The organism is Lysobacter sp. Soil_N_23, from assembly GCF_057656135.1.
In genome coordinates, this window is sequence record NZ_JBDGKY010000014.1 from 39,027 (window position 1) to 57,361 (window position 18,335).

17 protein-coding genes are annotated in these 18,335 nt (G+C 67.9%); 11 read left to right on the plus strand and 6 right to left on the minus strand.

The annotated features are described in order from the left end of the window. The first annotated feature begins 75 nt into the window (after window positions 1-75). The 4 genes from AC3A3X_RS11770 (at window position 76) to AC3A3X_RS11785 (ending at window position 4,370) form a co-directional block, all read left to right on the plus strand. Window positions 76-1,752: an Hsp70 family protein gene (locus AC3A3X_RS11770; RefSeq protein ID WP_487583216.1), complete on the plus strand. Its 1,677-nt coding sequence runs from the start codon at window positions 76-78 to the stop codon at window positions 1,750-1,752. A 3-nt stretch (window positions 1,753-1,755) separates the two neighbouring features. After that, complete coding sequence (locus tag AC3A3X_RS11775) at window positions 1,756-3,240, plus strand: J domain-containing protein (RefSeq protein ID WP_487583217.1); 1,485 nt, start codon at window positions 1,756-1,758, stop codon at window positions 3,238-3,240. A 174-nt stretch (window positions 3,241-3,414) separates the two neighbouring features. Next, the gene (locus tag AC3A3X_RS11780; protein WP_487583218.1) at window positions 3,415-4,002 is read left to right on the plus strand and encodes a bactofilin family protein; all 588 of its coding nucleotides are present in this window, start codon (window positions 3,415-3,417) and stop codon (window positions 4,000-4,002) included. Next, window positions 3,999-4,370, plus strand: coding sequence for an FYVE zinc finger domain-containing protein (locus AC3A3X_RS11785; protein ID WP_200605677.1), 372 nt, complete (start codon window positions 3,999-4,001; stop codon window positions 4,368-4,370). The genes AC3A3X_RS11780 and AC3A3X_RS11785 overlap by 4 nt, the downstream gene beginning before the upstream one ends. A 390-nt stretch (window positions 4,371-4,760) precedes the next feature. Here AC3A3X_RS11785 and AC3A3X_RS11790 read toward each other — a convergent pair whose 3' ends face one another. Genes AC3A3X_RS11790 through AC3A3X_RS11800 form a run of 3 tightly spaced genes read right to left on the minus strand, consistent with a single transcriptional unit; the run spans window position 4,761 to window position 7,173 of the window. Continuing rightward, complete coding sequence (locus tag AC3A3X_RS11790) at window positions 4,761-5,018, minus strand: DUF6587 family protein (RefSeq protein ID WP_487583219.1); 258 nt, start codon at window positions 5,016-5,018, stop codon at window positions 4,761-4,763. 2 nt (window positions 5,019-5,020) lie between these two features. Then, window positions 5,021-6,892 (minus strand): ferrous iron transport protein B, encoded by a 1,872-nt coding sequence (gene feoB, locus AC3A3X_RS11795; RefSeq protein WP_487583220.1) that lies wholly within the window; start codon window positions 6,890-6,892, stop codon window positions 5,021-5,023. Then, window positions 6,889-7,173, minus strand: a complete 285-nt coding sequence (locus AC3A3X_RS11800; protein WP_487583221.1) for a FeoA family protein — start codon at window positions 7,171-7,173, stop codon at window positions 6,889-6,891. The genes feoB and AC3A3X_RS11800 overlap by 4 nt, the downstream gene beginning before the upstream one ends. A gap of 145 nt (window positions 7,174-7,318) precedes the next feature. On the opposite strand from AC3A3X_RS11800, the gene AC3A3X_RS11805 reads away from it, so the two are divergent. Genes AC3A3X_RS11805 through AC3A3X_RS11825 form a run of 5 tightly spaced genes read left to right on the plus strand, consistent with a single transcriptional unit; the run spans window position 7,319 to window position 13,900 of the window. Then, the gene (locus AC3A3X_RS11805) at window positions 7,319-8,101 is read left to right on the plus strand and encodes an enoyl-CoA hydratase-related protein (RefSeq protein WP_487583222.1); all 783 of its coding nucleotides are present in this window, start codon (window positions 7,319-7,321) and stop codon (window positions 8,099-8,101) included. 15 nt (window positions 8,102-8,116) lie between these two features. Beyond that, window positions 8,117-8,329 (plus strand): endonuclease domain-containing protein, encoded by a 213-nt coding sequence (locus AC3A3X_RS11810; RefSeq protein ID WP_487583281.1) that lies wholly within the window; start codon window positions 8,117-8,119, stop codon window positions 8,327-8,329. Between the two features lie 35 nt (window positions 8,330-8,364). Next, the gene (locus tag AC3A3X_RS11815) at window positions 8,365-10,434 is read left to right on the plus strand and encodes an acetyl/propionyl/methylcrotonyl-CoA carboxylase subunit alpha (protein WP_487583223.1); all 2,070 of its coding nucleotides are present in this window, start codon (window positions 8,365-8,367) and stop codon (window positions 10,432-10,434) included. Then, a complete protein-coding gene (locus AC3A3X_RS11820; RefSeq protein WP_487583224.1) occupies window positions 10,431-11,324 on the plus strand; it encodes a hydroxymethylglutaryl-CoA lyase in 894 nt (297 codons plus the stop codon). The genes AC3A3X_RS11815 and AC3A3X_RS11820 overlap by 4 nt, the downstream gene beginning before the upstream one ends. Window positions 11,325-11,344: 20 nt before the next feature. Then, window positions 11,345-13,900, plus strand: a complete 2,556-nt coding sequence (locus AC3A3X_RS11825; protein ID WP_487583225.1) for a sensor domain-containing protein — start codon at window positions 11,345-11,347, stop codon at window positions 13,898-13,900. Between the two features lie 189 nt (window positions 13,901-14,089). Here AC3A3X_RS11825 and AC3A3X_RS11830 read toward each other — a convergent pair whose 3' ends face one another. Continuing rightward, on the minus strand, window positions 14,090-14,275 hold the full coding sequence (locus AC3A3X_RS11830; RefSeq protein ID WP_487583226.1) for a hypothetical protein: 186 nt from the start codon (window positions 14,273-14,275) through the stop codon (window positions 14,090-14,092). A gap of 269 nt (window positions 14,276-14,544) precedes the next feature. Here AC3A3X_RS11830 and AC3A3X_RS11835 point away from each other — a divergent pair, with 269 nt between their 5' ends. Further along, on the plus strand, window positions 14,545-15,315 hold the full coding sequence (locus AC3A3X_RS11835) for an SDR family NAD(P)-dependent oxidoreductase (RefSeq protein ID WP_487583227.1): 771 nt from the start codon (window positions 14,545-14,547) through the stop codon (window positions 15,313-15,315). Between the two features lie 121 nt (window positions 15,316-15,436). After that, on the plus strand, window positions 15,437-16,003 hold the full coding sequence (yeiP, locus tag AC3A3X_RS11840; RefSeq protein ID WP_487583228.1) for an elongation factor P-like protein YeiP: 567 nt from the start codon (window positions 15,437-15,439) through the stop codon (window positions 16,001-16,003). A gap of 167 nt (window positions 16,004-16,170) precedes the next feature. Here yeiP and AC3A3X_RS11845 read toward each other — a convergent pair whose 3' ends face one another. Continuing rightward, the gene (locus AC3A3X_RS11845; protein WP_487583229.1) at window positions 16,171-18,012 is read right to left on the minus strand and encodes a DUF7844 domain-containing protein; all 1,842 of its coding nucleotides are present in this window, start codon (window positions 18,010-18,012) and stop codon (window positions 16,171-16,173) included. Continuing rightward, window positions 18,009-18,314 carry a DUF2388 domain-containing protein gene (locus AC3A3X_RS11850; protein ID WP_487583230.1) on the minus strand — a complete coding sequence of 102 codons (306 nt, stop codon included), beginning with the start codon at window positions 18,312-18,314 and terminating at the stop codon, window positions 18,009-18,011. The genes AC3A3X_RS11845 and AC3A3X_RS11850 overlap by 4 nt, the downstream gene beginning before the upstream one ends. Between the last annotated feature and the right edge of the window lie 21 nt (window positions 18,315-18,335).

Sequence of the window (18,335 nt, forward strand, 5' to 3'; positions counted from 1 at the left end):
CGCGGGGGCGCGCAGTGGCAGTCCTGGCCGCGAGCCGGGATGGCGAACAGGGGAACAACGGGGAACTGTCAGACCATGATCCTGGGAATCGACCTGGGGACGACCCACTCGCTGGTGGGTGTCTTCAGCGAGGAAGGCGCGCGCCTCATTCCAAACGCGCTGGGCGAACTGCTGACGCCGTCGGTGGTGAGCGTCGACGACGAAGGCCGCATCATCGTCGGCCGCGCCGCCCAGGAGCGGCTGGTCACGCACCCGGCCCAGACCGTGGCCGCATTCAAGCGCTGGATGGGCACCGAGCGCACCACGCGTCTGGGGCCGCATTCGTTCCGCCCGGAAGAGCTCTCGGCGCTGGTGCTCAAGTCGCTGGTCGCCGATGCCGAAGCGGCGCTGTGCGGCAAGATCAGCGAAGCGGTCATCAGCGTCCCCGCCTATTTCTCCGATTCCCAGCGCAAGGCCACGCGCATCGCCGGAGAACTGGCCGGCCTCAAGGTCGAGCGGCTGATCAACGAACCCACCGCCGCCGCGCTCGCCTACGGCCTGCAGCAGCGCGAAGACAGTGGCCGTTACCTCGTCTTCGACCTGGGCGGCGGCACCTTCGACGTGTCGATCCTGGAGATGTTCGATGGCGTGATGGAAGTCCATGCCAGCGCCGGCGACAACTATCTCGGCGGCGAGGACTTCACCCGCGCGATGCGCGAAGCCTTCGTCCGCGACAACCGCATCAGCGGCAACGTCGATGCCAAGGACGTCGCGCTGCTGACCCGGCGCCTGGAACTGGCCAAGCGCGAACTGGGCCAGTCCGGCTCGGCCGCGTTCGAGATCACGCTGGGCGGCAAACCCTTCTCCTGGCAGATCGACGAGGCGGCGTTTGCCGATCATTGCGACGATCTGCTGCAGCGCATGCGCACGCCGCTAGAGCGCGCCATGCGCGACGCGCGACTCAGCCCGAACCAGCTCGACGAGATCGTGCTGGTCGGCGGCGCATCGCGCATGCCGCTGTGCGCGCGGCTGGTGTCGCGCATGTTCGGCCGTCTGCCGCTGCGCCATGTCAATCCCGACGAGGCCATCGCCATCGGCGCCTGCGTCGCCGCCGGCATGAAAGCCCGCGACGAGAAGCTCGAGGAGATCGTGCTGACCGACATCTGCCCGCACACGCTCGGAGTGGAGGTCGCCGACAACACCGAAGCCGGGCTGTTCTCGCCGATCATCCAGCGCAACAGCACGGTGCCGGTCAGCCGGATCGAGACTTACTACCCGCATCGCGACGGCCAGACGGTCGTCGACCTGCGCATCTACCAGGGCGAGAGTCCGCGCGTGGCCAACAACGTGCGCCTGGGCGAACTGCGCGTCGACCTGCCGGCGAAAAGCCGCGACGAGAACCCGGTCGACGTGCGATTCACCTACGACATCAACGGCCTGCTGCAGGTCGAAGCGACAGTGCGCTCCACCGGCGTACTGCGCGAGGTGGTGCTCGAACGCAATCCGGGCGTGCTCAGTGCGCAGGAGATCCAGGTGCGGCTGAGGACACTGGCGCAGCTGAAGACGCACCCACGCGAACAGCAGGAGAACATCGCCCTGCTCGCCCGGGCCGAGCGCCTGTACGAGGAACTGCTGTGGGCGCGCGCAGACCTGCAGACGGCACTGGGCCAGTTCCGCGGCGTCCTCGACCGCCAGGACCCGCGCGAGATCGCCGAACACCGCAAGCAGTTCGCCGGCTTCCTCGACCGTGTCGAAACCTCGCAGCCGGCCTGACCCATGGGCCCTTTCGAAGTCCTCGGCGTGGCCAGGACCGCCGACGAAGCGACGATCAAGCGCGCGTATGCCAAGGCGCTGAAAGCCAACCGCCCGGAAGACAACCCGGTCGCATTCCAGGCGGTCAACGAGGCCTACCAGGCCGCGCTCCAGGTTGCGCGCCAGCGCCAGGCGCGGTGGCAGGCAGCAGATGACACCGGCGACGAGGTCGCAGTGCTGGAGTGCGAGCCTGCGCCTCGCCTGCAACCCTTCGCGGCACAAGCGCCGCCTCCGGCGCCCGCACAAGACGACCGCCCGGCGCCGGTGACGACCGTCGTTGCGGCCGCCGTCGATGCCGAGCCGGCGTTCGACTACGCCACGTTCGTGCAGCAGTTGCATGATCTGTGCGACAAGGACAGCCCTCGCAAGCTTGAGCAGTGGCTCAACTCGGTAGCGGCGCTGTACCACATCGACCGCAAGGCGGCGGTCGGCGACGCGCTGTTCCGGCAATGGCTGCAGGCAGCGACCTCCAGGCCGCTGTTGGTGGGACACTCGCGCGTGCTTTCAAGCTTCTTCGACCTCGACTTCCAGCGCGTTCTGGCGATCGCCGAACATTCGCGCGCGCAGGAGGAAGTCGAGGACGCCATCGCGCGCGAGCGCATGCACACGATGGGCGAGAACGATTCGGGCAGGAAGGTCCTGCGGCAACTCAAGCGCCGTCCGTTCCGGCGCTGGCGGGCCATGCTGGCGACAATAGATGCCGGATTCGCCGTGCGCGCCGCGCGACTGGCACGACACCTTGCACAGCGCAACGGCGGTGCACTGCCGGCGTCGATCAACCCCGAGCAGGTGCAGTTCATGGAGATGCTGGCCAATCCCTACTACGAGGGATGCTGGCGCTGGCTGTCGCTGCTGCTGCGCAGCTCCGCCATCGCCGGTGCCATGGGCGGCGCCATCCTCGGGCTGCTGGCCGGGTTCTTCCATCTGCTAGGCCAGGACATGCCCGGGGGCGCGTCCCTGGTGATCGGGATGATGGTTGCCCTGGTCCTGGCCGTGCTGTGGATTCGCGAAGGCCTGGGCTGGCTGCGCCTGCACGAGGACGACAAGAGCACCCGCGCCGGCCCCATCAGCCGCTGGCTGCCGGTGGCGTTGGCGGTCATGGCGATAGTCATCGCGCTGCTTCCGATGCTGCCCGCGTTCTTTGGCTACCTGATGGTCGGGCTGGCGACGGCCGCCGTGATCCGCAGCAGGTTCACCTTCGGCGAATACGCGGCCATGTCGGTCGCCTTCGGCTTGATGCTGGCGCCGCGACTGGCCCAGGACATCGCCGGCGAGCGGCTGTTCCTGATACTGCCCGCGCTGGCGCTGGTGGTGCGCCGTTGCACGGAGATTGCGATCGCCCGTCATCGCGGCGTGCCGCTGGCACTTGGCGGTGACAACAGGATTACCGCGGGCATCGCCGCAGTCATCTTCATCGCGGCAGTCATGCTGCTTCCCGAAGGCACTTGAGGCGCGAGGACACCCTGCACCAATTCAGGCAGGTGATCGTCAGATAAACGGTCGGCCCAACGTGATGATTGGGTGAGGCGCGTCACACCGATGATGGGGAACGGCCAGTAGCCTCGACTGGTTGCACTCCATCTCTGCTCAATGTGTCCTGCCCACCATTAGGAAGTCCGTGCCATGGCGATCTTCAATTCCCCCCCGTCGTCCACCCCGAAGCGCGAAAACCTGCCGCCGACCCAGCCGGCGCAACCAGAATCGGCACTGGGCAAGGAGCCTGACGTGCGCAATGAAATTTCGTTCGGCTCCAGCGTTGCACCCAAGCCCGCTGTCGCGCCGGCGCCGCGTCCGGTCGAGCGCGAGGGCAAGGAGTCGCTGATCGCGGCCGACCTGTCGATCGAAGGCAAGATCCAGGGCGCGGGCCATATCCGCATCGCCGGACGCTTCAAGGGCGACGTGCAGGTCGAAGGCGACCTGACGGTCGAAGTCGGCGCCAAGGTCACCGGCGGCGTGCGTGCGCGCAAGGTCGTCATCGCTGGCGAGCTCGAAGGCAACATCGAATCGGCCACCCGCGTCGAACTGCTCGAAGGCGGCGTGGTCGTCGGCGACGTCAAGGCCGGCACGGTCACGGTCGCGGCCGGTGCGCGCATGCGCGGCCAGGTCGAGTTCGGCTGGGACGAAAAGGAATCGGCCAAGGCGGCGAATGGTAAAGCTGACAAGACCGACAAGGCCGACTTCAGCAAGGCGGAGGCGAGCACCGCCGCATGAGTGCCGTTCGCCCCGGTACACCCGGTGCGACGCGCATCTGTCCGCACTGCAAGACGAAGATCCTCGACAGCGCTACCGTCTGTCCGTCTTGCCGGCACCACCTGCGCTTCGACCCCGATGCCGTGGAGTCCGCCAAGCAGCGGTCGGTGCCGCTGCGCGTGGAAGGAACGATCAAGCCACCACCGGGCGACAACGCCCTGGAGTATTCGGTGGTGCTGACCATCCGCAACGACGAGGGCGTCGAGATCGATCGCCAGGTCATGGGGGTCGGGGCGCTCTTCGCTGGCGAAGAGCGCTCCTTCACCCTGGAAGTCGAAGCGGTGGAAGTGAAGGGCTATCGGGCCGGACGGGGACGCGGACGCCATTAGGCGGCCGCGTTCTCCGCACTCGCAGCCCCCGTCCCCTCTGCCACGTCATCCCGGCGAACGCCGGGATCAAGGCCCACCACTCTTCCGTCCCATCACGTAATCCCGGCGAACGCCGGGACCCAGGCCCACCACCCTTCCGCCCCATCACGTCATCCCGGCGAACGCCGGGATCCATTTTGCTGTTGCTCTTCGTGTGCGAAACCAACGTCCATGGATCCCCGCCTACGCGGGGATGACGGTGCGGGTATCGGCAATGGTCAGGCTAAGGCGCTGGGTCCCCGCTTTCGCGGGGATGACGATCTGGAGCGGGGACGCTCGGTCCCCGCCTTCGCGGGGGTGACGATCTGGAGCGGAGGCGCTGGGTCCCCGCCTTCGCGGGGGGGATGACGGTTATTGATGCTTGCGCGGTGGCGTCGGCCCGCAGTTGTCGCAGCCGCCACAACTGGCGTCGCCCAGGCTCGCCGGCGGCGCGATGCGACGTCCCAGCGTGCGCAACCAGGCGGGCTGCCCGTCGCGCACCATCGGTACCGCGAGCGCGATGCGCAACCGGCGAACCGCGTTGGGAAACTGCCGCCGCGCCACAAAGCCCGCACTGATCACCACCGCCACGACGATGACCAGGTACTGCGCGAGCAGGCCGGCGTCCATGCTCACCCTGCCCCCAGCGCCACGGCGATCTGGTAGGTCAGCATCGAGGCCAGGTAGGCCAGCACGAACAGGTAGCCGGCGCTGATGCCCACCTGCTTCCACGAGTTGGTCTCGCGCTTGATCGTGGCCAGCGTCGAAATGCACTGCGGCGCATAGATGAACCACACCAGCAGCGACAGCGCCGTGGCCAGCGACCAGCCGTCGCTGATCAGCGGCGTCAGCGCCTGCGTGGCGGCATCGTCATTGGCGGCCGACAGCGCATAGACCGTGGCCAGCGACGACACCACCACTTCGCGCGCGGCCATGCCCGGAATCAGCGCGATGCAGATCTGCCAGTTGAAGCCCAGCGGCGCGAACACCGCCGTCATCGCGTGGCCAATGCGGCCGGCGAAGCTGTAGTCGATGGCGGGGCCGGTGGCGCCCGCCGGCGCACCCGGGAACGACAGCAGGAACCACAGCAGGATGGTCAGCGCCAGGATGATGCCGCCGACGCGACGCAGGAAGATCCAGGCGCGTTCCCACAGGCCGATCAGCAGATCGCGCGGGTGCGGAATGCGGTACGACGGCAGCTCCAGCAGCAGCGCGTGCTCGCTCTTGTCGCGGCGCCACTTCTTCATCACCCACGACACCGCCAGCGCACTGAGGATGCCGGCCGCATACAGGCCGAACAGCACCAGGCCCTGCTGGTTGAGGACACCCAGCACCTGCTTCTGCGGAATGAAGGCGCCGATCAGCAATGCGTACACCGGCAGCCGCGCCGAGCAGGTCATCAGCGGCGACACCAGGATCGTCGCAAGCCGGTCGCGCGGGTCCTGGATCGAACGCGTGGCCATGATGCCGGGCACCGCGCAGGCGAAGCTCGACAGCAGCGGAATGAACGAACGGCCCGACAGACCCGCCGATGCCATCATCCGGTCGAGCAGGAATGCCGCACGCGGCAGGTAGCCCGACTCCTCCAGTGCGAGGATGAAGGCGAACAGGATCAGGATCTGCGGCAGGAACACGATCACGCTGCCCAAGCCGGCGATGATGCCGTCGACCAGCAGGCTGCGCAGTGGACCGTCGGGCAGCATCGCGCCGACGAAGTCGCCAGTCGCGCCGGTGCCGGCCTCGATCAGGTCCATCAGCGGCGTCGCCCAGGCGTAGACCGCCTGGAAGATCAGGAACATCACCACCGCCAGCGACAGCAGGCCGAGCACCGGGTGCAGCAGCCAGCGATCGAGTGCGTCGTCGATCTCGGCGGTGCGGCGCGGCATGGCCACGGCCAGTTCGAGCAGACGCCGGGTTTCGGCGTGCAGCGCGTCGGCGTCATTGGCGAGGTTGACGGGCAGGTGCACACGCGGCTCGTGCAGCTTGTCGGCCACGCTGTCGAGCATCGCCACCAGTTCGCGCGCGCCGCCGCTGCGCACGGCCACGGTCGGCACCACCGGCACGCCGAGCTCGCGCTCGAGTACGGCCAGGTCGATGTCGATGCCGCGACGCTTGGCCGCGTCCATCATGTTGACTGCCACCACCATCGGCCGACCCAGTTCGCGCACTTCCAGGGCGAAGCGCAGGTGCAGGCGCAGGTTGGTCGCATCGACCACGCACACCAGCACGTCCGGCGCGGGCTCGCCCGGGTAGAAACCGCGGCACAGGTCGCGCGTCACCGCCTCGTCGAGGCTGGCGGCGTGCAGGCTGTAGGCGCCGGGCAGGTCGAGCACGGCGTAGTGGCGTCCGGACGGCGCATGGAAGCGACCCTCCTTTCGCTCGACAGTCACGCCGGCATAGTTCGCGACCTTCTGCCGGCTGCCGGTCAGCTGGTTGAACAGCGCGGTCTTGCCGCAGTTCGGATTGCCGACCAGTGCGACACGGATGGCGTCGGCAGTGCTCATGCCTGGCCCTCTTCCGGGTCGAAGCCGTTGATGCGCTTGCCGTCGCCGGCGGACTGCACGCGCACGCGCGCGGCCTCGCTGCGGCGCAATGCAAAGCGGGTGAAGCCGATCTGCACCAGCAGCGGCTCGGCCGACACCGGGCCGGCCGCCATCACCTCCACGCGCTCGCCATGGACGAAACCGAGCTCGCGCAGGCGACGCGCGATCGAATCGTTCGGCGAGTGGTCCTCGACGCTTTCAACAGTGGCGACGGTACGACGGGGCAATTCGGACAGCTTCAAGGTTCACCTGCAAGCCGGCCCGGGAGGCGAAATCGGGCCAAGGCGCCAAATGGGAATTGTTCTCAATTCTACACCACCGCCCGCGAACGCACGGGTCCAGCGGGCCAGCGGCTATGATTCGCCACAGTCCAACAAGCCCAGGCCGATGACCCATCCCCTGCTGAACCTGCGCGAAGGGGCCGTCGCCCGCCTGCGCCTGAACCGACCGGACCTGCACAACGCCTTCGACGCGATGGTGATCGCGGCATTGACCGGGGCGCTGGAGGCGGTGGCCGCCGACGACAGCGTACGGGTGGTCGTGCTGGAGGGTGAAGGCGCCTCTTTCTCGGCCGGCGCCGACCTCAACTGGATGCGCGGCATGGCCGCGGCCAGCGAGACGGCGAATCGCGACGACTCCCTCGCCCTTGCCCGCCTGATGCGCACCCTGGACGAGTTGCCCAAGCCGACCATCGCCCGCGTGCACGGTGCCGCGTTCGGCGGTGGCGTCGGCCTGGTCGCCTGCTGCGATATCGCCATCGCCGCTGCCGAGGCGAAGTTCGGCCTGACCGAGAGCAAGCTTGGCCTGCTGCCGGCGGTGATCTCGCCCTATGTGATCGAGGCGCTCGGACCGCGCCAGGCACGGCGCTGGTTCGCTACCGCAGAGATCTTCGACGCGGACACTGCGCTGCAGATCGGCCTTGTCCACCAGGTCGTCCCGGCCGGCGAGCTCGACCAGGCGGTGCAGCGCCAGATCGACCTGCTGCTGAAGGCCGGCCCCGTGGCCTCGGCAACCGCCAAGACCCTGATCCGCAGAGTCGCCGGCGAACGCGACCGCGATCGCCTCGACACCGACAATGCCGCGCTCATCGCCGGTCTGCGAGTATCGGCCGAAGGCCAGGAAGGCCTTGGCGCGTTCCTGGAAAAGCGCAAACCCCGCTGGGCCGTGTAAGCCGATTTCGCGTGCCTGGAGCGGAAGCCGGTCATCGAACTCGATGGCGGCCAGCACGCCGATGAGGTGGCTTACGACCGGGCGCGGACACAGCTGCTGCAACACGCGGGATTCATGGTACTGAGGTTCTGCAACAACGAAGTATTCGAGAATGTCGAGGGTGTGGTCGAGGTGATTCTGGATGCGCTGCGGCAGCTGGAACCCATCCCCTCCCAACCCTCCCCTTGAAGGGGAGGGCTTAAACCAGGAGCAAGCGCTAGTCCATGTTCGACAAGATCCTGATTGCCAACCGTGGCGAGATCGCCTGTCGCGTGATCCGCACCTGCCGCCGTCTCGGTATCGCCACCGTCGCGGTGTACTCGCAGGCCGATGCCGACGCGCAGCACGTGCGCCTGGCCGACGAGGCGTGGCCGATCGGTGGGCCGCGCCCGGCCGAGAGCTACCTGCGTGGCAATGCGATCCTTGAAGTCGCGCTCAAGTCCGGCGCACAGGCGATCCATCCCGGCTACGGTTTTCTCAGCGAGAACGCCGACTTCGCCGATGCGGTCGAAGCGGCCGGCGTCGTCTTCATCGGGCCCAAGGCAGCCTCGATGCGCAAGATGGGCAGCAAGGCCGGTGCCAAGGAATTGATGCAGGCCGCCGGCGTGCCGGTGGTTCCCGGCTATACCGGCGAGGACCAGTCGCCCGACGTGCTCCAGCGCGAAGCCGACGCGATCGGTTACCCGCTGATGATCAAGGCCGCGCATGGTGGCGGAGGCAAGGGCATGCGCATCGTCCGCGACAGCGGCGAGTTCGCCGCCAACCTGGAAAGCTGCCAGCGCGAGGCGCGCAATGCCTTCGGTCGCGATCGCGTGCTGCTGGAGCGCTATGTCGAGCGCCCGCGCCACATCGAGATCCAGGTGTTCGGCGACAGCCACGGCCACACCCTCCATCTGAACGAGCGCGAATGCTCGGCGCAGCGCCGCTACCAGAAGGTGCTGGAGGAATCGCCCTCGCCGTTCCTATCGGCGCAGTTGCGCGATGCGATGGGCTCGGCCGCGGTGCTGGCCGCGCGCGCGATCGACTACGTCAACGCCGGCACCGTCGAGTTCATCGTCGGCCAAGATGCTGATGGAAAGCCGGGTGGCTTCTACTTCATGGAGATCAACACCCGCCTGCAGGTCGAGCACCCGGTTACCGAGTTCGTCACCGGCCTGGACCTGGTCGAATGGCAACTGCGCGTCGCCGCCGGCGAAGCGCTGCCGCTGGCGCAGGACCAGATCGCACAGCAAGGCCACGCCATCGAAGTGCGGCTGTACGCCGAAGACCCCGATGCCGGCTTCCTGCCCGGTTCAGGACGCCTGGAACGGCTGCGGTTGCCGGCGACCGATCCGCACGTGCGCATCGACTCGGGCGTGATCGAGGGCGATACCGTCACGATCTTCTACGACCCGATGATCGCCAAGCTCATCGTCCATGACGCCGACCGTCCGCGCGCCCTCGCCCGCCTGCGTGCGGCACTGGCGCAGTGCGACATTGCCGGGCCCAAGTCCAACATCGAGTTCCTCGAACGCCTGGTCCGCCATCCGGCGGTCGTAGAAGGCCGCATCGACACCGGCTACCTGGACCGCCACCTTGACGAGTTCATCCAGGCCGGCGACGCCGCCAGTGATGACACAGGGCAGGACCTGCTGCTGGCGGCCGCCACGGCGCAACTGCTGGTCCAGGAGCGCCAGTCCCTGGAGCGCGCCGGCGCATCGACCGACCCGTCCTCGCCGTGGGCCATCGCCGATGGCTGGCGCCTGGGGCACGGCAGCCGCCGCAGCCTGGCCTTCCTGCAGGGCGAACGGCGCCTGGAGCTGCATGCGCAGGGCAGCAACGGCAGCTACCGCATCGAGCACGCGGACCGGATCCACACTGTCGAAGGCGCCCGCAACGAGGCCGGCGACGCCCTCAGCCTGCGCATTGACGGACGCGGCCGCCGCTTTACGTTGGCTATGGATGCGCCCCCCGCCAACAGCGCGGGAGACGGCGGGACCATGCACGACGGGCGCATCGTCGTGCATGACGGCGGTCGTCGACTCCGTCTTCAGGCGGTGCCGATGTATCGTCCGGAGCGAAGCAGCGCGGTCGGCACCGGCAACCGGTTGCTCGCGCCGATGCCCGGGCGGGTGGTGCTGGTGAAGGCGGCGCCGGGCGATGAGGTCGAGGCAGGACAGGAGCTGATGGTGATCGAGGCGATGAAGATGGAGTTGAGCCTGAAGGCGCCGCGCGCGGGCACGGTCGCCGAAGTGCGTGCGGCCGCCGGCGACTTCGTCGAGGCCGACGCCGTGCTGGTGGCGCTGGCGTCATGAAGCGCTCGGTCCGGATCGTCGAAGTAGGCCCGCGCGACGGCCTGCAGAACGAGAAAACCAACGTCGCCACCGCCGACAAGATCGAACTGATCGATCGCCTGTCGGCGACCGGCCTGCGCAGCATCGAGGCCACCAGTTTCGTCAGCCCCAAGTGGGTGCCGCAGCTTGCCGATGCCGCCGAAGTGCTGGCCGGCATCCATCGCCGGCCCGGCGTGCGCTATCCGGTGCTGGTGCCCAACGAACAGGGCTATGCACGCGCCCGCAGCGCCGGCGTCGACGAGATCGCGGTGTTCACCGCCGCCTCCGAGGAATTCAACCGCCGCAACATCAACGCCGGCATCGACGAATCGCTGCAGCGATTCATCCCGGTGATGGAGCGCGCACGCGCCGACGGCGTGGCGGTGCGCGGCTATGTCTCCACCGTACTCGGCTGCCCGTACCAGGGCGAAGTGCCGCTGGCCGACGTGGTACGCGTTGCGCGTGCGTTGCATGACATGGGCTGCTACGAAGTGTCGCTTGGCGACACGATCGGCGTCGGCACCCCCGGCAAGGCACGCGCGATGTTGCTGGCGGTGGCACAGGAAGTGCCGATCGGCGCGCTCGCCGTGCACTTCCACGACACCTACGGCCAGGCGCTGGCCAACATCCTCGCGTGCCTGGAGGAAGGCATCGCGGTGGTCGACGCAGCCGTCTCCGGCACCGGTGGCTGCCCGTACGCCAAGGGCGCCAGCGGCAACGTCGCCAGCGAGGACGTCGTCTACATGCTGCACGGGCTCGGCATCGAGACCGGCATCGACCTGCCCGCGCTGGCGGAAACCGGCCGCTGGCTCGCCGCCCTGCTCGGGCGCGAAACCGGCAGCCGGGTCGGCAAGGCGCTCGCGGCCTCATGACGCCGAAGGCGCCAGCGGCCATGCCCTCGTCATCGCCGGCCACGGCCGATGCGGCGGCCACGCTGGCAGCCATCGACCAGGCGCTCGCGCACGATGGTGCGCTTTCCGAAGCTACACGCGCGCTCCTGCAACAGGCACGCCAGGCGTTGCAGGAGTCCAGCGCCGAAGCGGATGCGGAACGCCAGCGCTATCGCGACCTGTTCGACGCCCTGCCCGACCCGGTCAGCATCATTGCCTACGACGGCACCGTGCTCGACCTCAATCGCTCCGGGCTGGAATCCTATCGGCGCCCGCGCGAGGACCTGGTCGGCCAACCGATCGAAACCATCAACCCCGACCTGCCGCAGGACCACATGGTCCCGGTGCTGGAGACGCTCAACCGCGGCGGCAGCTACATGGTCGAGGTCACCAACATGCGCGCCGACGGCACGCGCTTTCCGGTCGAGGTCCACACCGGGCCGCTGCTGTACGACGGTCGCAAGGCGATGGTCGCGGTCGCGCGCGATCTCAGCAGCCGGCTCACCGGGCAACTGCGCTACCGCGAACTGATGGAAGCGATGGACCGCGGCATCCTGATCCAGGACGCCGATCTGCAGATCGTCTACACCAACGTGGCGGCAATGAAGATCCTCGGCGTCGGCGAGGGCGAGTCGGTCAACGATGCGCTGCGCGAGGACAACTGGATGGTCGTCGACGAGCGCGGCAGGCAGCTGCCTCCCGAAATGTACCCTTCGCATCGCGCCTTGAAGACAGGACGAATCAGCGAGAGCACCGTGCTCGGCCTGTACCACCGCGCCAGGCAGCAGCTGATGTGGATGTCGGTGACCGCGGTGCCGCAGTTCCCCCCGGGTGGCGACAAGCCGCACCAGGTGCTGTCGCTGTTCTCCGACATCACCACGCTCAAGCGCGACAGCACCCTGTTCGATCGCGCCCAGGCGATGGCGCACATCGGCGGCTGGGAATGGGAAGTCGGCCCGGACCGGCTGTACCTGACCGACGAGGCGCAACGCATCCTCGGCCATCGCCCGGCCCCGTCGACCATCGAAAACATGCTCGCCTGCCTGCGCACGCAGGATCGCGAGCGCCTGCGCGCGGCATTGGGCCAGGCGATCTCCTTCGGGCGCAAGCTCGAACTCGAAGTCCAGGGCCACCGCGCCGACGGCCGCGGCTTCTGGCTGCGCGTGATCGGCGAGGCCGATGCCGCCGATCCGCTCAACTCGCGTTTGACCGGCACGATGCAGGACATCACCGAGCGCAAGCACGACGAGGAAACGCTGCGCGTGCAGGCGCGCAGCGATCCGCTCACCGGCCTGCTCAACCGCGATGCGGTGCTGGCCGAACTGGAAAGCCGCCTCGACGATCCACTGCGCGACACCCTGGCCGTGCTCTATGTCGACCTGGATCGCTTCAAGGTCGTCAACGATGTGCTCGGCCACGCCGCCGGCGATCGCCTGCTGGCTTCGGCCGGTCGCCGCATCCAGCGCGCGATCGGCAACGAAGGACTGATCGCGCGATTCGGCGGCGACGAGTTCCTGATCATCTGCGAAACCGGCAGCGATCCCTCGCGCCCGGAACGGCTGGCCGATGCGATCCTGGAGATATTCGGCGACAGCTTCCGCCTCGACGGCGAGGAGTTCAGCATCACCGCCAGCATCGGCATCGCCCAGGCACCGCTCGACGGCGTGCGCTCGCAGCAGCTGATCCAGAGCGCCGACGTGGCGATGTACGACAGCAAGCGCCGCGGCCGCAACGGCTGGCAGGCGTTCACGCCGGAGCTGGCCGAGCAGCAACTGCATCGGCTGCAGCTGGAGACGCACCTGCGCCGGGCGGTCAACAACGAAGAGTTCCACCTCGTCTACCAGCCGCAGGTCGACCTCACCACCGGTGCGATGGTCGCGGCGGAAGCCTTGATCCGCTGGCGCAACCATTCGCTGGGCGAGATCCGCCCGGACAAATTCATCGACCACGCCGAAACCACCGGCGACATCGTCGGCATCGGCGACTGGGTGCTGCAGGAAGCCTGCCGGCAACTGCGCGAATGGCAGGAAGGCGGACTGGCCGTGCCGCGCGTGGCGGTGAACGTGTCGTACCGGCAGTTCCTCGGCGAAGACCTGGCCAGCAGCGTCAGCTCGGCCCTGGCCGAGTACGGCCTGCCTGGCAGCGCGCTGGAACTGGAGTTCACCGAGCGCGTGCTGATCGAGGACGCACCCGACACCCTGCGCACCTTCGCCGCACTGCGCGAGATGGGCGTGATGCTGACGATCGACGATTTCGGCGAGGGCTACAGCGCGCTCAACTACCTGCGCCGGCTGCCCATCCACGGCCTCAAGCTGAGCCAGCTGTTTGTCCAGGGCGTACCGGGCAACCAGTCCGACGTGGCGGTCTGCCAGGCCGTCGCCGGCATCGCCCGCAGCCTCGGCCTGACCCTGGTCGCCGAAGGCGTTGAGACCGAGGAGCATCGGGCGTTCCTGCTGCAACTGGGGGTGAGCATCGGCCAGGGCTTCCTGTTCGCACCGGGGTTGCTGCCTGAGGAGTTGAAACTGGTTTATCGGACGGCAGCGATGGGGAAGGGCTGAGAGAAGACTTCATGCGCGTGCCTCACGGTGCTGCTTGCGCTTTCGAACGCTGGATGCCGTGATGACCAAGGGAAACGCGATCTGGCCTGCACGAGTGGCGTTTTACTTGGCTCTGATCGTGGGGGGCATCTTAGGGCTGTCGTTCGCTTGGGGTGGTATTGGTCCTGCGTTTGGTCAAGTTGCCCTTGCTTACATCCCCATATCGCTGCTGTTCTTGCCGGTGGAGTTGGCAATCGGCGTGCCGGGCCAATCTCGGCTGTTTGGCGCGTTGCTCCCCTTGGCGGCCTCGGGCTTGGCAGCGTGTGGCGTCGTCCTGACGACAATCGGTCTGATATCTGGGAAGAGCGCGATCGCACAGCTCGGGATCTTCTGCATCTTGTGCTCGTTGGAGACGCTCCTTCGCCATCGGGAGCTTCGTACCGGGTAGGAACCACCGGCGGGGATGACCTCCACTGTTGATAGGAAGGAGCAAACGCCCCCTCTCCCGCCCCTTCGGGGCACCCTCTCCCACAAGGGGAGAGGGGATTTGCCCTCCCCCCTTGTGGGGGAGGGACGGCCGCCGCAGGCGGCCAGGGAGAGGGGGATCCGCCGCAGATGGGCCGGTCCGGTAAAATCCCTTCTTTCCGCGTCCCTGGACCAGCCCCATGCAACTCGATACTGTCCGCGCCATCGTCACCGGCGGCGTCTCCGGCCTTGGCCTCGCCGTCGCCCAGCACCTGGTCGCCAATGGCGCCAAGGTGGCCCTGTTCGATGTCAACGACGACAAGGGTGCCGCCGCCGTGTCCGCGCTAGGCGCCAACAAGGCCCGCTACTTCAAGACCGACGTCACCAGCGAAACCGACGTCGCTGCCAATGTCGCCGCCGCCAGCGATTTCCTTGGTGGCCTCAACGCCACCATCAACTGCGCCGGCATCCTCGGCGCCGGTCGTGTGCTGGGCAAGGACGGCGCGATGCCGCTGGCGCAGTTCCAGGGCACGGTGATGGTCAACCTGGTCGGCAGCTTCAACGTCGCCAAGGCCGCTGCCGCGCTGATGCAGCACAACGAGGCCGGTATCGACGGCGAGCGTGGCGTGATCGTCAACACCGCATCGGTCGCCGCCTATGAAGGCCAGATCGGCCAGGCCGCCTACTCCGCGTCGAAGGGTGGCGTGGTCGGCATGACCCTGCCGATGGCGCGCGAACTGTCGCGCTTCGGCATCCGCGTGATGACGGTGGCGCCGGGCATCTTCTGGACGCCGATGGTCGACGGCATGCCCGACTCGGTGCAGCAGTCGCTGGCGGCGTCGATTCCGTTCCCGTCGCGGCTGGGCAAGCCGGAGGAGTTCGCCGACCTGGTCGCCTACATCCTGCGCAACACCTACCTCAACGGCGAGACCATCCGGCTCGACGGTGCGACGCGCCTGGCGCCGAAGTAACCCACCGCTGTCGTCCCGAGCGCAGCGAGGGACCTGCTTCACTGCCTCACGAGCGTCAACAGCAGATTCCTCGCTGAGCTCGGAATGACACAGACCAGATGACACAGAGCAAAGGTCACAAATGAAAGCCTACGACGTAAAGAAGGGCAACGTTGTCGAGTACAACAACGCGGTCTACCAGATCCGCGACATCGAGCGCAGCTCACCGCAAGGCCGTGGCGGCAACGTCAAGTTCCGCTTCACCATGTACAGCGTGCCGGGCGGCAGCAAGCTCGACGTCAGCATGGGCGGCGACGATGAGGTGAAGGAAGTCGAGCTCAGCCGCCGCCAGGCGACGTTCTCGTACAAGGACGGCGACGCGTTCGTGTTCCTCGACGATGAGGACTACACCCCGTACACGCTCGACGCCGATGTCGTCGGCGACCTTGCCGGCTATATCGTGGCCGACCTGAGCGGCTGCTACGTGCAGATCATCGACGACGCACCGGTCGCGCTGCAGCTGCCGCAGAGCGTGGCGATCGAAGTGATCGAGACGCCTCCGGAACTCAAGGGCGGCACCGCGACCAAGCGTCCGAAGCCGGCCAAGCTGTCGACCGGTATCGAGATCATGGTTCCGGAATACATCGGCAACGGCGAACGCGTGCTGGTCAATACCACCACCGGCGAGTTTGCCGGTCGCGCGGACTGACGCCGACACATCCGGCGCCAACCACTCCTACTCGCCCCCTCACCGTCATCCCGGCGTTCGCCGGGATGACGGGTGTTACGGTGACGGGTGACGGGTGACGGGTGACGGGTGACGGGTGACGGGTGACGGGTGACGGGTGACGGGTGACGGGTGACGGGTGACCCGCGTCAAGGCAACTGCACGCCACCCTCGGCTGCGTGCAGCGCGCGCAACCGCCGTCCCAGCAGGTCGCTGTTGACGGCAATCCCATCGAGCAGCGCCCGTTGCGACGGCGACATCAACTGACGCGCGCCCTCCTCCACGTCCGCACGCAACTGCTTGAGTTGGGTGCGCCGCCGCTCGCTCTCGATCGCCAGCGTCGCGCGTTCGTGCGCTTGCGGCAGGCCGTAACCGGGGCCTTCGAGCAACTGCGCCGGACGCCCCAGGTAGGCGCCTTCCTGCAGCAGGCGCCGCAGCACGGCCACCTCCGCCGGATGCGCGTTGGTTCCCAGGTACTTGCGCTTCAGCGCCTCCTGCACCTGCAGGCGCTGGCGGCGCTGCGCCGCCTGCTCCAGCAGCAGCAGCGCCGCACCGCTGCGAAGGTCGGTGCGTTCGAGCCACGGCCGCCGCTGCGCCGGATCGAGCGCCATCCAGTCCTCGACTTTTGACTGCCGCAGGTCCAGTTGCGCCTGCGCCACCGCGTACAACTGCTGGAAATGCGGACGCAGCGATTCGAAGTGGTAGCCCAGCCGCAACGCTTCGGCTGGATCGTCGAACACCGTCGAATCGGCAACGCCGGCCTGCTCGAGCCGATGCAGCACTCCGGTCGGGGTGATGCTGCCGATGTCGGCAGATGCCAGCCTTGGTACGCCGTCGTGCAGCAGCTTGTAGGTTTCCACCGCGCAGTTGTTGCTGACGAAGTAGTAGCGGCCGTCGTAGCTCCAGTGCAGCTGCGCGGCGCGCTCCAGGAGCCCGGCGATCTCGTCGCGCTGCAGCCGCAGGGGCGTCGAGCGCAGGCCGCGCAGTTCGACCTTGGTGTACTCGTCGACGACCTGGGTCAGCGGCAGCACGAACAGTCGCGAGGGGTAGCGGCCAGTCAGTCCGCGCCAGCTCGACAGCTGGACGTCGTCGACGAACGCGCGGAACGACAGCACCAGGTGATACTGCAGATCGAGGCGGCAGTCCGGCCCCGGTTCCCGCCCGGGCGCGCACACCACCAGCCGGAGCATGCTGTGGCCCCAACGACTCATCACCTGGTCGTTGCTGTCGGCCAGCAGATAGTCGACTTCGTACACGCGTTGCGGATCGAGCGCCGCCAGCGCGTCGTTGCCACCGTCACCGGCGTCGACGTAAACGAAGTCGGACGCGCATTGCGTGGAGCCCTCCTTCGAACCCATCCGCTCGGAGAAATACCGATGCAGCGCCGGGCGCCGGCAGGCATAGCCCGGATCGAGCAGGAAGTATTCGAGATTGACCGCGACAAACTCCGCCGGCGCTGTCAGCTCGTAGCGGTCGGGGCTGCGGTCGACGAAGCGGTTCTCGCGTCGGCCCGCGAGTTTTGTGCCCATGCGCGTCGCGCGGACCTGCCAGCCGGCCAGGTCGAGCAGGCGCGGGTCGCGCGACATCGGGCCGCCCGGCGCGACGCGGTCGTACATGTGCGCCAGCTCGTGCAGCAGCGTCGCCACGGCACGGTGCCGCGCGTCCGGATCGTCGCCGCCAGCGATGGCCGACAGCAGCGCGCGATCAAGCAGGATTTCATTGCGGCCCGCATGCCCGACGACACCGGCGTCCAGGGCATCGCTCCAGCGGACTTCGATCGGTCTATCCAGTGCCGCCTGCATCGCCGGCGGCAGGCGCGACTGCGCCTGCTCCAGCAGTTGCCCGGTAGCCACGATTTCGGGCGAGCTCAGGCCACGCTCGTCCGCCTGCAGCCGCAGCGTTGCCTGGGCCGGTCCGACCCACAGGCCCAATACCAGCAGGGGCCAGGCCGCGAACCGGACCAGCCGGTTGCGGCCGCGGCCGATGTTCACAGCGCCAGGATGGCCTTAGCCAGCTCGATATCGCTGGCCTGGCGCGCCTGCGGCAGGTTCTCGCGCAGGTGGCGCAGTGCTGCCTCGAGCTGGGCGCCACGGATCGCACCGTCGCTGGCGACGAAGCTGGCGGCGTCGTCACGTGCGGCCAGGACCACCTTGTCGTTGCCCGACGAGGAGTCCGAACTGGCGCTGGAGGCGGAGCTGCCGCCTGCGGAGGTTCCGGCGAAGCTGGAGGCAAGCGCGGCGGCGGGCGCGGCGCCCAGGAGCGCAATGGAGAGCAGGACAACGGGGGATTTCATCGGGGCTCCGAAGGGGATGTT

What these genes read in the sequence shown, in the direction of transcription:
- AC3A3X_RS11775 (WP_487583217.1), top strand. Translation starts at nt 1,756, where the DNA reads ATGGGCCCTTTCGAAGTCCTCGGCGTGGCCAGGACCGCCGACGAAGCG.
- AC3A3X_RS11850 (WP_487583230.1), bottom strand. Translation starts at nt 18,314, where the DNA reads ATGAAATCCCCCGTTGTCCTGCTCTCCATTGCGCTCCTGGGCGCCGCG.
- AC3A3X_RS11830 (WP_487583226.1), bottom strand. Translation starts at nt 14,275, where the DNA reads ATGCAGAAGATCCCGAGCTGTGCGATCGCGCTCTTCCCAGATATCAGA.
- feoB (WP_487583220.1), bottom strand. Translation starts at nt 6,892, where the DNA reads ATGAGCACTGCCGACGCCATCCGTGTCGCACTGGTCGGCAATCCGAAC.
- AC3A3X_RS11825 (WP_487583225.1), top strand. Translation starts at nt 11,345, where the DNA reads ATGCCCTCGTCATCGCCGGCCACGGCCGATGCGGCGGCCACGCTGGCA.
- yeiP (WP_487583228.1), top strand. Translation starts at nt 15,437, where the DNA reads ATGAAAGCCTACGACGTAAAGAAGGGCAACGTTGTCGAGTACAACAAC.
- AC3A3X_RS11805 (WP_487583222.1), top strand. Translation starts at nt 7,319, where the DNA reads ATGACCCATCCCCTGCTGAACCTGCGCGAAGGGGCCGTCGCCCGCCTG.
- AC3A3X_RS11815 (WP_487583223.1), top strand. Translation starts at nt 8,365, where the DNA reads ATGTTCGACAAGATCCTGATTGCCAACCGTGGCGAGATCGCCTGTCGC.
- AC3A3X_RS11790 (WP_487583219.1), bottom strand. Translation starts at nt 5,018, where the DNA reads ATGGACGCCGGCCTGCTCGCGCAGTACCTGGTCATCGTCGTGGCGGTG.
- AC3A3X_RS11835 (WP_487583227.1), top strand. Translation starts at nt 14,545, where the DNA reads ATGCAACTCGATACTGTCCGCGCCATCGTCACCGGCGGCGTCTCCGGC.
- AC3A3X_RS11780 (WP_487583218.1), top strand. Translation starts at nt 3,415, where the DNA reads ATGGCGATCTTCAATTCCCCCCCGTCGTCCACCCCGAAGCGCGAAAAC.
- AC3A3X_RS11820 (WP_487583224.1), top strand. Translation starts at nt 10,431, where the DNA reads ATGAAGCGCTCGGTCCGGATCGTCGAAGTAGGCCCGCGCGACGGCCTG.
- AC3A3X_RS11785 (WP_200605677.1), top strand. Translation starts at nt 3,999, where the DNA reads ATGAGTGCCGTTCGCCCCGGTACACCCGGTGCGACGCGCATCTGTCCG.
- AC3A3X_RS11770 (WP_487583216.1), top strand. Translation starts at nt 76, where the DNA reads ATGATCCTGGGAATCGACCTGGGGACGACCCACTCGCTGGTGGGTGTC.